A 15,321-nucleotide genomic window follows, 5' to 3' on the forward strand; every position below is an offset into this window, starting at 1 on the left:
GGACCAAGCTCGCTCCCACAGGGATCAGCGCCAGGCGGGTGCTTTCAGCTAATATGCCCCCCACTCGAACAAGAACAGGGCTTGCCGCGATCCATGTCGGAAAAAGACACCATCTCCATCCAACTGGTGCGTGAAGCACTGTTGCAAAGCTGCGCGCCGGGAATCGCCACGGACGAGGTGTTGATCAAGGTTGGCATCGACCCGCTGCTGTTGGGCAACACCGGCGCCCGCGTTCCGGCCACGGCTTATGCGCGCCTGTGGCGGCTGCTGGCACGGCGCGGGGACGATGAGTTTTTTGGCATGGACCCACGCAAACTGAAATCCGGCAGCTTTGCCTTTCTGTGTCGCAGCGCCATGCACCAGCCCAACGTGGCGGCGGGACTGTCCAGCGGCCTGGGGTTTCTGTCATTGATCCTCGAACACCTGCCGGCACAGTTGGTGCGTCAGCAAAGCCTGGCGGAAATCGTCCTGCTGGAGGACGACAAAGACCCGCGCCGGGCCTTCACCTATTTCACCTACTGGATGATCGTGCACGGCGTTGCGTGCTGGCTGGCAGGGCGGCGGATTCCAATCCTGGCCATCGAACTGCGCTGTGCGAAACCGGATTTCTGCGATGACTATCAGGTGATGTTTTCCGAGAACCTGCGTTTCGACCGTCCGCGCACGCGGATGATTTTCTCCGCCGATTGTCTGGACTTGCCGATCAAGCGCAGCCCTGAAGAACTCAAGCGATTCCTGGCCCATGCGCCGGCGAACATTCTGGTCAAGTACCGCGATCCGCAGAGCCTGGCCAGTCGCATCAAACACGATCTACGCCATCTGCCGGCCGAACACTGGCCGGAAACCGAAGTCCTGGCACAACGCCTGTGCATGTCGGCATCAACCCTGCGCCGCCGACTGGCCGAAGAAGGGCAAACCTATCAGGGTCTCAAGGACAGCGTGCGCAAGGAGCTGGCGATTGTCTGGCTGGCCGAGCCGGCGATCAGCTTCAGCGAGATCGCCACGCGGCTGGGGTTCGCTGACGTGAGTTCGTTCTACAAGGCGTTTCGCAAGTGGTCGGGGTCGAATCCTGGGCATTACCGCAGCCTGATTCTCAATGACACCGAGTAGGTTCAGCGGCGCAACGGTCATTTCTTCGCAGGCTGTTAACGGCTGCCAGTGGCCGATCCCGGCAGATTGAGCGTGCCACTGTCCACGAAGCGCATGGTGTTGAACAGGCCACCCGAGAGCTTGCCGTGCAGGATATAAGGCATGTTGTTGAGCGTTTTCATTTGGCTGATGCCATAGGTCTGGCGGACCATCGAAAACGCCGAAACGCTGACTGGTACGCTCACGACGACGTCGGAAAAACGCCCGATCGTGCCCCTCTCATCGGTGACGCCGGAAGCGAAGGGTTGGCCGTTGATGTCCAGATCCAAAGCAACGCCACTGTAGGTGAGGGTGGTGTCATTGGGGTTTTGCACGCGGATTTTCACGGCAAAGCGCACTTCCAAGCCCTCGCCTTGCAGGGGCTCGACGCCCACGACGTTGATTTTCAATGGGTCTCGATTGGGCAGAGAAGAACAAGCGCTCAGGCAGAGCAGGAGGGAAATCAGGACCGCGTGGAGGCTGCGCATGGACGTGCTCTCATCTGAATAGGGCTGAACCGCCAGCGGCTCAGCCCTTGAGCCCGTCTAGTGGTTCGACTGTGCGACCATCGCAGGCTTTGCGGGTTCATCCCTGGTGGTCACATCGGGGTTCTGCATCACCTGAAGCACTGAGGCCTCCGGATCGAATTCGTCCTCTTCCAGTTCGATGAATTCCTCGGGCAGGAAGATATTAAGAACGATAGCGCACAGCGCGCCGACGGTGATGGGCGATTCGAAAATGTTGTGCAGGGCCTTGGGCAGTTCACGCAAGACTTCCGGCACGGCGGCCACGCCCAGGCCCATGCCGACGGAAATCAATGAACGCGGCAAAAAAACACACGCCGAAGATGGTCGAGAGAATTTCATCGGTGCCGCCGCCCCGGGCCTTGACCATGAAGCCGGCACTGAGAGTCACACTGATGAACGAGAAACTGGTGCCTTGCAGGCACAACAGGCCGGAGCCCACCGGGCCAAAGCGCCGCGCTTGCACGAAGGTGCCCAGGCCGGAGACGAACAGCGCCATGCTGATCAGATAAGGAATTTCGTTTTGCAGGCCCAGGGCGCAGCCCATGATCAGCGTCGGGGTGATGATGCCGACGAAACTTGCCAGCACATGTTGCAGGGCGGCGAAGACGGTGGCGGTCAGGTGCGGACGGTCATCGAGGCCGTAGATCAGGTCGCTGTTGCGTGGAGCAGGGGCTTTTTCGGAGGCGGTCATGGTGGTTTGCGTGCCAGAAGGCGGGCCGGGTCAGAAAATGGAGGCGCAGGATGCCAGAACCGCCCGACCACGGCAAAAGAACCTCCAAAAACAGCGACTTACAGGCGCGGGGCGAACACCTCGGCCACGCTACGGCGTTTGGCGTGCAGTTGGCTGGCCTGGATCAACTGTTCGAGGTCTTCGGGCGTGACATCATAGAACGCTTCCATGTCGGCCAGCGCCAGTTTCAGGTCTTCGGCGGTGATGGCCTGACGGTCGACCGGCGGGTGATCGGCAGGAATCCTGGCCACCGGCTCGCTGGCACTCTTGGGGTAACGAACGCGGGTCAGGTTGTTGTAGGCCAGGGCGCAGAGCAGCATCGTCGCCGCGCTGAGCATCACCGGTCCAATGGCTCTCCAGTCCATGGCAATGGTCGCCGGATCGGCCAGCACCAGGGTCAGGGCCAATGCACCGGCCGGTGGATGCAGGCACCGCAGCCAGCACATCAGAATCAACGCCATGCCCGCCGCCAGGCAAGCGCTACCGAGGGTTCGGCCCAACACATGGGCCACCAGCAAGGCGATCACCCCGGCGCACAAGTAGCCGCCCAGAATCGACCAGGGTTGGGCGAGCGCGCCCGAAGACACGGCAAACAGCAGCACCGCCGACGCCCCCAGCGGGCCGATCAGGTGCTGGGCCACCTCAATGCCGAACACCTGGCTACAGAGCCACACGCTCATCAGTGTCCCCAAGGCCATGCCGATGGCGGCGCGGCTCCATTCGGTGGGGCGGGTATTGATGGCGGCGGGCAACCAGCGAGCAAGCATTCTGACAAAAACTCCGACAAGGAAAAATCGAGGTAAAAAAAAGGGCTTGGCTGGGAAACCCAGAAAGCCCTTGAAGGTGTTCCAACTGTTGGGGGAGGAACGCGCACAGTGTGCCGTTCAATCCAGCCACTGACAAATTCATATAAATGAGCTTTCAGTGCATTAATTTTGCTGTAAGTTGCCCCGTCGGCCGCTTATGTAGCACAGCAAACCACCCAGGGCAGCGAGTGCGCTCAAGGCATAAAACATCGTTGGCGCCGGGGTGTGCATCAACATGACGCCGCAAATCACCGGGCTCAACGCACCGCCGAGCGCAGCCAGGTTTTGCGCGCCGTAGTAGCTGCCGCGCAGTTCTTCCGGAGCCAGGGTATCGACGAAGAGAAACTCGGCCGGGTAAATGATGATTTCACCGAGGGTGAAGATAAACATCGCCACGCACCAGCTCACCAGGCTGTCCGCCAGGCTGAAACCGATCAGCCCGAGGATGAACAGGCCGGTGCCGGCCACGATCCACTGACGCAGTTGCTCGCGCTTGAGAAAACGCCCGATCTGGTATTGCAGCAAGATCACACTGATGGCGTTGCAGGCGAGCAGGGCGGCCATGATTTCCATGGTGTGCCGGGGATTACTGGTCACCAGCAGGTACTGCGACAGGTAAAAGGTAAATCGCCCGTGCACCACCGTGCTGAGCAGGCAACCGGCGGTGAACATGATCAGCGTGCGGTCGTTTTTCAGGGTGATCAGGGTTTTGAGAAAGCTCTGCGCCTGACCAGGGACAGACGAACGCGCCGGGTCCTTCGCGATCCCGGTCATCAGGAAAATACTGAAAAAAGCGATGGCCGCAGCCACCAGGAACGGTGCACTCGTAAAGGCGCCGGCGATCAGCACACCGAGCATCGGCCCGACGGCGTAGCCAATGTTGGTCAGGGTATAGCTCAGGGAAAACGCCTTGGCGCGCTGACCCACCGCCAGGTTGTCGCTTAGGATCGCTTTCGAACCGATCAGGAATAGCGATGAGGCGGTTTCGGTGACGATCAGGGTGATCGTGGTCAGGTAGAGGTTTTCAGCAAAGGTCAGCAACACCAGGCCGACAGCGCTGGATGCCATCGAGAGAATCAGCAGCCGGCGTTTTTCGAAGCGATCGATGATGTAGCCGCCGTAGAGCGAGAGCAGGGTGGCGACGAACACCGCAATTCCGAGCAGCAAGCCAACGTCCTGTTGGTTGAGGCCAAGTTTGTCGCTGATGAACAGTGTGAGCAGCGGGCTGGTAATGGCGCGGCTGACGACGATGGTCAAAGAGCAGATCAGCAGGCGGCGGATGAGGGGGGAGTAGGTGGTCACGGCGTGAATGTCCTTATTCAATCGGGCCGGCATCAGCCCGGTCGTGAGCGCTACTACTCTGGCAGTCGGACACTCGGTCTTTGCTACGGGGTTTACTGGAGGTGCAGCAGCACGAAATCATTCTTGTCGAAACGCCCGCTCAGCACGGGTGGCAAGGCACCTATGGCCGTGCCTTGCAGTGTCTTGTAAACGTTCAGGTCCATCATCAGCCACGCCGGGCCCTTGAGGGCGTCAAGTTCCAGGAGTGAATCGGTGAACTCCGGTTGCAGGCCTTGATTGATGTTGACCATGAACTTGATGGCTTTGGCATCCTTGCCCATCGCGTGCATCACCAGTGGTGCGGGGTCTTTTTGCACGAGTTCAAACGCTTCGTGGCTGAAGGTCCGGGTGTCGTAAAGCTGTCGCTGGATCGGCTCGAACTGCAGGATATATACCGACCACAGTGCCAGGACTGCGCAAAGGGCGAGAGTCTGCGCGCGCCAGCGGGGATGCCTGAGCGCTACGACGGCGACCGCTTGCAGCGCGCCGAGAATGATGAACAACGACGTGAGATGGGCCACGTCTTCGGGGAATCTTCGCTGTATCACCAGCAAGGTCACGATCAGCAGCCCCGGAATCAGCAGCCATAAGCCCTGCATCAATACGCGCAGCCAACCGAACAGCCGACCTTGCAAGGCGTAAAACGGATAAGCCGCAATGATCGCCGCCATGGGCAGCATCGGCAGCAGGTAACGGGCCTTTTTCGCCTGCGGGACAGAAAGGCCGACCATCACGATCAGCCCGGCGGCTGCGCAGTACAGCGTCAGGCGCAATGCCGGGCCTGACTGTTGTCGGCCAGAAGCGGCGATCGCCACCAGCGCCAGCACTGCCAGTGGCCAAGCCAGTGCGTAGTTGCCTACCGAACTGGTGAAGTAATACAACACCTCGTTGGAGCCTTCGCTACCGTCCATGCGTCCCATGAACTGCATGCGAATCACGTCCTGCAAGAAGGCCGGGCCGCCGCTGACGTCCGCCAGCCACAACAACAGACCGATGCACACCGCCAGCAGCACCGCTGCCAGCAATCCGAAGACGATCAGCCGTCGCCATTGGCGATTGACCAGGAAATAGCTGCACAGCATCCCCGTAGGAATAACCAGGCCGATGGGCCCGCGAATCCAGAAGCCCRGCATCAGCAAGGCAAAGATCAGAACCCGGCGGCGCGGCGCCGCGAAGTGATCGGCGGCGTAGCCCAGGTAGAACACGCTGAACGCGACAGCCGCCAGCATCAGGTCGAGGGAAACCGCGCGGGTTTCCGTGATGAAGGTGTTGGTCAACAGCATCAAGGCGATGCTCAGCAGCGCCCAACGCGTGGAATAGGGTGCCAGCAGGCGGTACATCAAGGTGACGATGACCGCTGCGGCGATGGCGCTCGGCAGCCATGCGGTCAGGCTGGTGACCTGGCCGAGCGGCAGTGAAAGCAGCCAGATGAATAGCGTTGAAAGTCCCGAATAGTCTGCGTAGGGCTGGCCATAGGTCGTCGGAAAAAACGACGGCCCATTGCGCAGCATCTCCTGGGCGAACAGCACGAAGCGCGAATCGAAACCGATGGCCGCCTGCTGATACATTCCGGCGCAGAACAACATCAGCGCCAACAGACCCAGCGCGAGGGACTGTTGGCGGATGCGAGGGATCATGAGATTCAGGCGACCACTGATTCGGTTGACCATTGCTGGTAAGGAATCGGCAATTTGCGCGATTCGCCGCGGCCGATCGGGAAGTAGGTGAAACCGATGCGTGCCAGACGGTCTGCGTCGTACAGGTTGCGGCCGTCGAAGATCACCGGTGCGTTGAGCCGCTGCTGGATCAGCTCGAAGTCCGGCGCCTTGAACTGTTGCCATTCGGTGCAGATGATCAGTGCATCGGCACCGGACAAGACCGACTCAGGCGTACCCATGAGCATCAGTTTCGATTCGTCGGGATACAGCTTCTGGGTTTCCTGCATGGCTTCCGGATCGAACGCACGGACATTCGCCCCGGCGGCCCACAAAGATTCCAGCAACACCCGGCTTGGTGCATCGCGCATGTCGTCGGTGTTTGGCTTGAACGCCAGGCCCCACAAGGCAAAGGTCTTGCCACGCAAATCGCCCTTGTAGAACGCATTGATGCGTTCGAACAGTTTGTGTTTCTGCCGCTCGTTGATGGCTTCCACCGCTTGCAGCAGGTCGCTGGAGCAATGGGCCTCTTCGGCGCTGTGGATCAGGGCGCGCATGTCCTTGGGGAAGCAAGAGCCGCCGTAGCCGCAACCGGGGTAGATGAAGTGGTAGCCGATTCGCGAGTCGGCGCCGATGCCCAGGCGTACCGATTCGATGTCGGCACCCAGGTGTTCGGCCAGTTCGGCGATCTGGTTGATGAAGCTGATCTTGGTCGCTAGCATGCAGTTGGCGGCGTACTTGGTCAGTTCGGCACTGCGCAGGTCCATGAACATGATGCGCTCATGGTTGCGGTTGAAGGGCGAGTACAGGTCACGCATCACGTCACGCACTTCGTCGCGTTCACAGCCGACGACGATACGGTCCGGGCGGCGGCAGTCGGCCACGGCCGAACCTTCTTTCAAAAACTCCGGGTTGGACACGATATCGAACTGCAATTCACGCCCGGCATTGAGCAGGCATTTGTCGATGTGGGCACGCAAGGCGTCTCCGGTGCCGACCGGAACGGTGGATTTCTCCACCAGGATCGCCGGCTGTTCGCGATGCCGTGCTACCGCTTCGCCCACCGACATCACGTAGCGCAAGTCCGCCGAGCCATCGTCCCGGGATGGAGTACCGACCGCGATGAACAGCACCTGTCCGTGCTGAACCGCGAACTTTTCATCGCTGGTGAACTGCAACCGTTTGGCGTCAAGGCCTTCGCGTACCAGGCTGGCCAGCCCGGGTTCGAAAATACTCACGTGGCCCTGCTTGAGCAGTTCGACTTTTTTCTGGTCAACGTCCATGCAGACTACGTCGTGGCCGACTTCCGCCAATACCGCTGCCTGCACCAGGCCAACATAACCGCTACCAAACACACTGATTTTCATGGGGCACTCCTTAATTCGGGCGCACGAGCAGGTCGAGAATTGATGGTAATGACGCCGAGGATGACCAATGCCACGCCAAGGCTTTTTGTAAGGCTGAATGATTCGTTGAACAGCGGCAGGCTGGCGGCCAGCAGGTACACCAGCGCGTAGCTGATGCTCAGCAACGAGTAGGCCCGGCCCAGGGGCAGGTCCCGCAGGGCGGCGAGCCAGCAGAGCATCGACAAGGCATAGGCGAAGATGGCTACGAGCACCACGGCAACGGGTGTCAGGTCGATGTGGGCGCTGAGCCAGTGTTCGGGTTGTGGCAGATGACTCATGCTCCAGCGCATGCCCAGTTGAGCGGCGCTGACCAGCAACACACTGCCCAGTGCGAAGGTGATACCGCGACTCAGGTTCATGCGTGTTGCCCCAGCAGTGCAACGCCGCCGATCACCAGCGCCACACCCAGCCAGTGGCGGCGGTCGATGGTTTCGTGGAACACGAAACGCGCGACCAGGGTGATCAGCACGAAGTTCAGGCTCAGCATCGGGTAGGCAATCCCGACTTCCAGGCGTTGCAGCACCAGCAGCCACACCAGCAGGCCCAGTCCCAAAGAGGCCAGGGCCAGCCAAAGCCAGGGTGAGCGCAGTTTCTCCATCCACCCGGAAGGTTTGCCGCGCCAGCTTTCTACCGCATATTTCTGGGCAATCTGGCCCAGGCAGGTCAGCAGGCAGGCGACCAGTAGCAATAGCAGGCTCATAGCGTCGCCTGAGGGATAATCAAAATAACCAGGTTGCCTTGTTCATACCGTTTGCCCTCTTTGGGCAATTGATCAAGTTCGCGCAGCTCTTCTTCGCCCTTGACCCGCATGACCACACCGACCGAGCCTAGTTGGCGAGCGTCGTGCATCCACTGTTGCACCTGGTCAGGGTTGACGCGCTGCTTGAGCGAATCAGGATAGGCAAGGCCATATTTCAATTCGCCTATCGTGTTGAAAAAAGCCACTTCCGGCCGTTTCACCCGCCAGGACAATGCCGACGCGGCACCCAGATCGTTGCTCAACAATTTGGCACTCTGGCCAAGCTCCTGGGCGTGATCGAGGATGAACTGGTCAGGCGTTTTGTTGGCGACTACGGAATTGGGCAGTCCGGCAGGCAATAAACCGATGAGCAGCAGGCTGCCAAAAGCCGGGGCTGCCCAGCACTGCAACGGGCGGAAGGCCTGCAGCAGGTTGGCCATGATCCAGCCGATCAAGCCGATGAACACCAACACCAGGTTGTGCAGTTCATGATCGTAAATCGGCTTTTTCAGTTGCAGATAAACCAGGGCCAGCAGGGTGACCACACCTACCACCAGGTTCAGCAGGCCGTTGATGCCCAGGACGCGACCTTGCTCCAGCTTCAATCGGTCAGCCAGTGCATGGCCGAGCAACAATGCCAGGGGCAACAGGCACGGCAGGATGTAGGCCGGCAACTTGCCTTTGCTCAGACTGAAGAAGAACAACGGCATCCATAGCCACAGCAGCAGGAACCCGATATTGGACTGGCGTCGGGTCTGCCAGGCTTGCTTCAGCGCGGGCGGCAGCAATGCAACCCACGGCATGCTGAAAGCGACCAGCAACGGCAGGTAATACCACCATGGCGCGTTATGCTGGGCATCGTCCCCGGCAAAACGGCGGATGTGTTCGTGCCAGAAGAAAAACCGCCAGTAGTCAGACTCCTGGGCGTGCACTGCCAGCGCCCATGGCAGGCTGACGGCGATGGCGACCACGACCGCCACCGGGCCGTAGACCAGCAGTTCACGCCAGCGTTTTTGCCAGATCATCCAGGGCAGCGCAATCAGCACCGGCAGTAGCCAGGCCAGGAAACCCTTGGTCATGAAGCCCATGCCGCAGGCAAGGCCCAGCACCGCCCACGCGATCAGGCGTTGACCGCGGGTGACGCTGTCCAGGGCAAACCACAACGCGACCAGGCTCAGATTGACCCAGAAGGTGAATTGCGGATCGAGGTTGGCATACCCCGCCGAAGCGGCAATGACCGTGAAGCTCATGTACAGCAGCGCGCAGGCGAAACTCTTGCGCGGTTCGTTCCACATCCGGCGGGCGACCAGGTAGCACAGCAGCACGCTCAAACCGGTGCTCAGTGCCGAAGCGAAGCGCACTCCGAAGAGGTTCTGGCCGAACAGCGCCTGACCGATGGCAATCATCCAGTAGCCGGCCGCGGGTTTTTCGAAATAGCGCACGTCCATGAAGTGTGGCGACACCCAGTTGCCGCTCAGGAGCATGCCTTGGCTGATCTGGGCGTAGCGGGTTTCGTCAGGAATCCATAAACCATGGCTGCCCAATGGCAGCAGGTATGCCAGCGCCACCATGGCCAGCAGTAACGGCAAAGCCCAGCGTTTGCTCATGCGCCTTGCACTCCCAGCCAGCCTTCGCGACCTTCGAGCGCACCGCGTACCACGCGGCCGATCGGCAAACTGTCAGGGGCCTGGGGCAGCAAGTCGCCCAAGGGTTGAAAACGGATGTCCCGCTGATGTGCATCGCTCAGCAGTTGACGGAAATCATTAGCCATCAGAATCCCTTCTACCTCGGCATGGATCGTGTAGACATTGAGTTTTTCCGGCGTGAACCGGTCCAGGATGAACCTGTTGAAGTCCTTGGCGGCGACGGTCGGCCCGACCACTTCGTCGAAGGTCGGCAGGTCCACCGGAATTTGCGGTGCGCCCAGGCGACCATCGGCCAATCGTGGCTGGAACAGGCTCAGGCCGCGACAATCGCTGTTATAGCGAAAGCCGAAGCCCTGCTTGGCTTCGATCACACGCTCGTCGGCACGCCAGCCGGCGGACGCCGAGCAGGTGATCTTGTCCCCGAGAATGTCGCTGAGGGTGTCCACGCCACGGCGTATCTGTTCGACCAGTTGTGCGTCGCTCCAGCGCCCGGCGTTGGCTTGCCAGCCGTGGTGATCCCAGGCGTGCAGGCCAACCTCATGCCCGGCATCCCGGGCCTGGCGCATCAAGTGCCCCAGGTCGCGGCCGATCGGTTTTCCAGGCCATGCGGTGCCGGCCAGCAGAATGTCCCAGCCATACAGGCCGGCTGCGTTGGAACGGAGCATTTTCCAGAGAAACTGTGGACGGATGAGGCGCCACAAGTGGCGCCCCATGTTGTCCGGCCCGACACTGAAGAAGAACGTCGCCTTGATCTGTGCTTCATCAAGGATTTCCAGCAACCGAGGCACTCCCTCTCGGGTGCCCCGGTAGGTGTCGACATCGATCCGCAGTCCCGCCTGCATCAACGCTTGTCCGCGATTTCGAGCATGGCTTCGCGCAAGAAGAAGTCCAGGGTGTTGCCGATGGTTTCACTCATCTCCACGGTTGGCGTCCAGTCCAGCAGGCGTTTGGCGTTGGCGATGCTCGGCTTGCGGTGCGACACGTCCTGGTAACCGGTGCCGTAGAACGCCTTGCTTTCGATGTCGCGGAAACCGGCGAACGGAGGGAAGTTGGCGCGCAGCGGGTGGGCTTCGAACTGACGCAGCAGCTCTTCGCCCAACTGACGGATGCTGGCCTCGTTTTCCGGGTTGCCGATGTTGATGATCTGGCCATTGCAGACATCGTTGTCGTTATCGATGATCCGTGCCAGGGCTTCAACACCGTCGGCGATGTCGGTGAAGCAGCGTTTTTGCTCGCCACCGTCGAACAGGCGAATCGGCGTACCTTCCACCAGGTTCAGGATCAGCTGGGTAATGGCGCGGGAGCTGCCGATTCGGGCCGAATCCAGACGGTCCAGGCGTGGACCCATCCAGTTGAACGGACGGAACAGGGTGAAATTCAGACCCTTCTGGCCATAGGCCCAGATCACGCGGTCCAGCAGTTGCTTGGAGACCGAGTAGATCCAGCGCTGCTTGTTGATCGGGCCGACCACCAGGTTGGAGTTGTCTTCGTCGAAGTTGTTGTCCTGGCACATGCCATAGACTTCCGAGGTCGACGGGAAGATCACGCGCTTATTGTACTTGACGCAGTAGCGAACCAGTTTCAGGTTTTCTTCGAAGTCCAGTTCGAACACGCGCAGCGGGTTACGGGTGTATTCGATTGGCGTGGCGATGGCCACCAGCGGCAGTACGACGTCGCACTTCTTGATGTGGTACTCGATCCATTCGGAGTGGATGCTGATGTCGCCTTCGACGAAGTGGAAGTTCGGGTGGCTGCGCAGGCGCTCGATGGCGTCCGAACCGATGTCCAGGCCGTAGACCTCGTAGCGGTCGTCACGCAACAGGCGCTCGGACAAGTGGTTGCCGATGAAGCCGTTGACGCCGAGGATCAGCACGCGGGTGCGACGTGGGGCACGGCCGGATTCGGCACCGCGCAGCACGGAACCGTCCACCAGGCCCAGTTCGTTGGCCAGTTGCGGACCGCTCAGGTACAGACCGTTGTCGTTGCGCTGGCCGGCGTTGATGATCAGCGAATCTTGACCGCAGGCGATGCGCAGCGGGTCGACGCTGATGACGCGGCCTGGCGCCAGGCCTTCGTTGCCCTTGGCGACTTCAGCGCTCCAGACAATCAGCTTGTGCTCGCCTACCGCGCAGAAGGCACCGGGGTATGGCTGGGTCACGGCGCGCACGAGGTTGAACAGTTCTTCGGCCGGCTTGGCCCAGACCAGTTTGCCGTCAGCCGGAGTGCGACGGCCGAACACCGTGGCTTTGGATTCGTCTTGCGGTGTTTCGCTGACCTTGCCTTGCAGCAGCGCCGGCAGGGTGTCGCGCAGCAGTTCAGCGGCGGCGGTGCGCAACTTGCCGTGCAGGCTCAGCGCGGTGTCGCTGCGCTCGATGGCGACCTTTTGCTGGGCCACGATGGCGCCCGCATCGGCGCGCTTGACCATGCGGTGCAGGGTCACGCCGGTTTCCGTTTCGCCGTTGACCAGTACCCAGTTGGCCGGTGCGCGACCACGATAGCGTGGCAACAGGGAACCGTGCAGGTTGAACGCGCCTTTGCGCGCAGTGGCCAACAGCGGTTCGCTCAGCAGGTTGCGGTAGTAGAAGGAGAAAATGTAGTCGGGATCGAGTTTGGCGATACGCTCGATCCACAACGGGTGGTTGGCATCTTCCGGTGCATGCACGGCAATGCCGTGGCGGGCGCACAACTGTGCGACGGAACCGTAGAACGCATTCTCCTTCGGATCGTCGGCGTGGGTGAACACCGCAGCGATCTCAAAACCTGTGGAGAGCAGGGATTCGATGCCGGCGCAGCCAATATCGTGATAGGCGAAGACAACAGCTTTTGCACTCATGAAGGAACCTGATCTGAAGAAGTGGAAGTAAGGCCGTCGACGGTAACAACGGAAGAGGGGGGGGCGGGCTGGCTACGCAGCACCTTTTCAATGAAGAAGCGCGGACGTGCGCGTACGTCGCTGTACATGCGGCCCAGGTATTCACCCAACAGGCCCATGCCGATGAATTGACCACCGGTGAAGACGAACAGCACGGCGAACAGTACGAAGGTACCGCCACCGGCCCAGCCGGAACCGAACACCAGACGCAACAGGATCAGCGCAATGGCGAATAGAACACCCAGGGCCGCCATGCCGACGCCGACGATGCTCAGCAGTCGCAGCGGCGTGGTGGTCATGCAGGTGACCAGGTCGAACATCAGGTTGATCAGGCGCATGGGGCTGTACTTGGAATCGCCGTGTTCACGCTCGGCGTGGGTCACGGGGATTTCCGTGGTGTGGCGGGCAAAGCTGTTGGCCAGGATCGGAATGAAGGTGCTGCGTTCACGGCAGGCGAGCATGGCGTCGACGATGGTGCGTCGGTARGCGCGSAGCATGCAGCCGTARTCGCTCATGGCCACGCCGGTGGARCGYTGCACGGCGAGGTTGATCAGCTTCGAYGGCCAGCGGCGCAAGGCCGAGTCCTGGCGGTTGTTGCGTACAGTCGCGACGACGTCATAGCCAAGTTCGGCCTGGGCCACCAGCCGCGGGATTTCTTCGGGCGGGTTTTGCAGGTCGGCATCGAGGGTGATGACGACATCGCCCTTGCACTGTTCGAAACCGGCCATGATCGCCGCGTGCTGGCCGTAGTTGCGGTTGAGGATCACCGCCACCACCGGGCTGCCTTCGCGGGAGGCGGCGTCTTCCAGGATCTGCGCGGAGTCATCACGGCTACCGTCGTCGACCAGCACGATTTCATAGGCCTGGTGCAACTGCTGGCAAGCCGCTTCAGTGCGCCGGAGCAACTCAGGCAGGCTTTCCTGTTCGTTGTAGACCGGAATGACGATCGAAACGAAGTTGATTGGGTAAGGTCTCAAAGGCTTCTGTCCATACAGTTTTCGATGGCACCGACGACGCGCTCGACATCATCGGTGGTCATGTCGGGGAACAACGGGATCGAACACAGCCGCGCCGAATTCCATTCGGTGTTGGGCAGGTACAGGTTGGGGTAACGCTGGCGGTAGTAAGTGTGCAGGTGCGTTGCAATGAAGTGAATACCTGTGCCGACATTCTGTTCCTGGAGCGCTTTCATGAACGCTTCGCGATCGAGCCCGCAGCGCTCGGCATCGATACGCAGGATGAACAGGTGCCAGGCGTGTTTTTGCGAATAGGCGGGAACGGCCAGCGGCTGCACCGGCAAGCCTTCCAGGCGCTGCAAGTAGGTCTGGGCCAGTTGAGTGCGCCTGGCGTTGATTTCGTCCAGGCGTTCCAGTTGCACCAGCGCGATGGCCGCGTTGATGTCGGCCAGGTTGTACTTGAAGCCGGGTTCGACCACCTGGGCCTGGGGCTTTCGGCCGTGGGTCAGGCGGTCGTAGGCATCAACCCCCAGCCCGTGAAACTTGAGCATGCGTACCCGCGAGGCCAGGGCTTCATCGTCGCTGACGAACATGGCGCCTTCGGCGCAGGTCATGTTCTTGATCGCGTGGAACGAGAAGATCGCCGTGCCTTTGGAACCGACGTGGCGACCTTTATAGAAAGTGCCTGCCGCGTGGGCGGCGTCTTCGATCACGGCAATGCCGTGTTTGTCGGCCAGGGCGTAGAGCGGATCGAGGTCGAATGCCGCACCGGCGTAATGCACCGGGATAATGGCTTTGGTGCGCGAAGTGATCGCAGCTTCGATAGTGGCCACGTCGGTCATCAGCGTGTCGCGGTCGATGTCGACGAACACCGGCGTGGCACCCAGCAGGGTGATCATGTTGGCGGTGGAAACCCAGGTTTGCGAGGGCGTAATGACTTCATCGCCGGGACCGATGCCCAATGCCAGCAGGGTGATATGCATCCCGCCGGTGGCCGAGGAAAGTGCCACGGCATGTCGGCAACCGACGTAGTTGGCGAAGTGTTCTTCCAGTGCCTGGTTCTTCGGTCCGGTAGTGATCCACCCGGAGCGTAATACTTGCTCTACGGCCGCGATTTCTTCGTCGCCGATGCTGGGACGGGAGAAAGGGAGAAACGCCTGACTCATGGGCACCTCAGGGGCTGAAAACGTAAATAGCCTTTGAGGCTAAAAGGGATCCAAAAATCAGCATAGACGCTAAATCAGAATCTGCATCAAATCAACTAGTTACTGGTGTGGAGGTGAAAAACCGCGTCGGTTGACTTTTTTCGCCATGGCCGGCAGGTTGGACGTCCATTTGGGTTGCGCCGACTTTACAGAAGGTTATGCCCGATTTTGTGAAAGGAACATGAAAAAACGGTTGGGGAATCGTTTTATCTGAAGGCTATTAAGCCGCTGTTCAGACTTCTTCCGTTTACCGCGTTTTTAGGAAAAGTCCTACAAGTGTATTGTCTTTTATATCATCGTTATTTCACTT

At 60.3% G+C, this 15,321-nt stretch carries 13 protein-coding genes and 1 pseudogene; 1 reads left to right on the top strand and 13 read right to left on the bottom strand.

The genetic code is table 11. The features are described from left to right. Positions 1 to 93: 93 nt before the first annotated feature. A complete protein-coding gene (locus AC1DVH_RS09870) occupies positions 94 to 1,110 on the top strand; it encodes an AraC family transcriptional regulator (RefSeq protein ID WP_477753668.1) in 1,017 nt (338 codons plus the stop codon). A 35-nt stretch (positions 1,111 to 1,145) separates the two neighbouring features. Here AC1DVH_RS09870 and AC1DVH_RS09875 read toward each other — a convergent pair whose 3' ends face one another. The 13 genes and pseudogenes from AC1DVH_RS09875 to arnB form a co-directional block, all read right to left on the bottom strand. Next, on the bottom strand, positions 1,146 to 1,616 hold the full coding sequence (locus AC1DVH_RS09875; RefSeq protein WP_477753644.1) for an LEA/WHy family protein: 471 nt from the start codon (positions 1,614 to 1,616) through the stop codon (positions 1,146 to 1,148). Positions 1,617 to 1,673: 57 nt separating this feature from the next. After that, a pseudogene (locus tag AC1DVH_RS09880) lies at positions 1,674 to 2,346 on the bottom strand (solute carrier family 23 protein). Positions 2,347 to 2,444: 98 nt separating this feature from the next. Continuing rightward, positions 2,445 to 3,152, bottom strand: a complete 708-nt coding sequence (locus AC1DVH_RS09885; protein ID WP_477753645.1) for an HPP family protein — start codon at positions 3,150 to 3,152, stop codon at positions 2,445 to 2,447. A gap of 162 nt (positions 3,153 to 3,314) precedes the next feature. Then, positions 3,315 to 4,493, bottom strand: coding sequence for an MFS transporter (locus AC1DVH_RS09890; RefSeq protein WP_477753669.1), 1,179 nt, complete (start codon positions 4,491 to 4,493; stop codon positions 3,315 to 3,317). A 92-nt stretch (positions 4,494 to 4,585) separates the two neighbouring features. Next, on the bottom strand, positions 4,586 to 6,169 hold the full coding sequence (locus AC1DVH_RS09895) for an ArnT family glycosyltransferase (protein ID WP_477753646.1): 1,584 nt from the start codon (positions 6,167 to 6,169) through the stop codon (positions 4,586 to 4,588). A gap of 5 nt (positions 6,170 to 6,174) precedes the next feature. Further along, on the bottom strand, positions 6,175 to 7,554 hold the full coding sequence (locus AC1DVH_RS09900; RefSeq protein ID WP_477753647.1) for a UDP-glucose dehydrogenase family protein: 1,380 nt from the start codon (positions 7,552 to 7,554) through the stop codon (positions 6,175 to 6,177). Next, a complete protein-coding gene (arnF, locus tag AC1DVH_RS09905) occupies positions 7,551 to 7,952 on the bottom strand; it encodes a 4-amino-4-deoxy-L-arabinose-phosphoundecaprenol flippase subunit ArnF (RefSeq protein ID WP_477753648.1) in 402 nt (133 codons plus the stop codon). Before arnF ends, AC1DVH_RS09900 begins: the two co-directional genes overlap by 4 nt. After that, entirely contained in the window at positions 7,949 to 8,293 is a 345-nt protein-coding gene (gene arnE, locus AC1DVH_RS09910; protein WP_477753649.1) for a 4-amino-4-deoxy-L-arabinose-phosphoundecaprenol flippase subunit ArnE, read from the bottom strand. The genes arnF and arnE overlap by 4 nt, the downstream gene beginning before the upstream one ends. Then, positions 8,290 to 9,939 carry a lipid IV(A) 4-amino-4-deoxy-L-arabinosyltransferase gene (gene arnT, locus AC1DVH_RS09915; RefSeq protein ID WP_477753650.1) on the bottom strand — a complete coding sequence of 550 codons (1,650 nt, stop codon included), beginning with the start codon at positions 9,937 to 9,939 and terminating at the stop codon, positions 8,290 to 8,292. The genes arnE and arnT overlap by 4 nt, the downstream gene beginning before the upstream one ends. Continuing rightward, a complete protein-coding gene (arnD, locus tag AC1DVH_RS09920) occupies positions 9,936 to 10,820 on the bottom strand; it encodes a 4-deoxy-4-formamido-L-arabinose-phosphoundecaprenol deformylase (protein ID WP_477753651.1) in 885 nt (294 codons plus the stop codon). Before arnD ends, arnT begins: the two co-directional genes overlap by 4 nt. Further along, positions 10,820 to 12,811, bottom strand: a complete 1,992-nt coding sequence (arnA, locus tag AC1DVH_RS09925) for a bifunctional UDP-4-amino-4-deoxy-L-arabinose formyltransferase/UDP-glucuronic acid oxidase ArnA (RefSeq protein WP_477753652.1) — start codon at positions 12,809 to 12,811, stop codon at positions 10,820 to 10,822. The genes arnD and arnA overlap by 1 nt, the downstream gene beginning before the upstream one ends. Then, positions 12,808 to 13,827, bottom strand: a complete 1,020-nt coding sequence (gene arnC / locus AC1DVH_RS09930) for an undecaprenyl-phosphate 4-deoxy-4-formamido-L-arabinose transferase (RefSeq protein WP_477753653.1) — start codon at positions 13,825 to 13,827, stop codon at positions 12,808 to 12,810. The genes arnA and arnC overlap by 4 nt, the downstream gene beginning before the upstream one ends. Continuing rightward, the gene (arnB, locus tag AC1DVH_RS09935; RefSeq protein ID WP_477753654.1) at positions 13,824 to 14,972 is read right to left on the bottom strand and encodes a UDP-4-amino-4-deoxy-L-arabinose aminotransferase; all 1,149 of its coding nucleotides are present in this window, start codon (positions 14,970 to 14,972) and stop codon (positions 13,824 to 13,826) included. Before arnB ends, arnC begins: the two co-directional genes overlap by 4 nt. Positions 14,973 to 15,321 lie beyond the last annotated feature (349 nt).

This window comes from Pseudomonas sp. P4_C3 (assembly GCF_056402075.1).

Excerpts from the sequence above, each read along its gene's own strand:
- arnF (WP_477753648.1), bottom strand. The coding sequence starts at position 7,952 with ATGAACCTGAGTCGCGGTATCACCTTCGCACTGGGCAGTGTGTTGCTG.
- arnE (WP_477753649.1), bottom strand. The coding sequence starts at position 8,293 with ATGAGCCTGCTATTGCTACTGGTCGCCTGCCTGCTGACCTGCCTGGGC.
- AC1DVH_RS09885 (WP_477753645.1), bottom strand. The coding sequence starts at position 3,152 with ATGCTTGCTCGCTGGTTGCCCGCCGCCATCAATACCCGCCCCACCGAA.
- AC1DVH_RS09875 (WP_477753644.1), bottom strand. The coding sequence starts at position 1,616 with ATGCGCAGCCTCCACGCGGTCCTGATTTCCCTCCTGCTCTGCCTGAGC.
- AC1DVH_RS09870 (WP_477753668.1), top strand. The coding sequence starts at position 94 with ATGTCGGAAAAAGACACCATCTCCATCCAACTGGTGCGTGAAGCACTG.
- arnA (WP_477753652.1), bottom strand. The coding sequence starts at position 12,811 with ATGAGTGCAAAAGCTGTTGTCTTCGCCTATCACGATATTGGCTGCGCC.
- arnT (WP_477753650.1), bottom strand. The coding sequence starts at position 9,939 with ATGAGCAAACGCTGGGCTTTGCCGTTACTGCTGGCCATGGTGGCGCTG.
- arnB (WP_477753654.1), bottom strand. The coding sequence starts at position 14,972 with ATGAGTCAGGCGTTTCTCCCTTTCTCCCGTCCCAGCATCGGCGACGAA.
- AC1DVH_RS09900 (WP_477753647.1), bottom strand. The coding sequence starts at position 7,554 with ATGAAAATCAGTGTGTTTGGTAGCGGTTATGTTGGCCTGGTGCAGGCA.
- arnD (WP_477753651.1), bottom strand. The coding sequence starts at position 10,820 with ATGCAGGCGGGACTGCGGATCGATGTCGACACCTACCGGGGCACCCGA.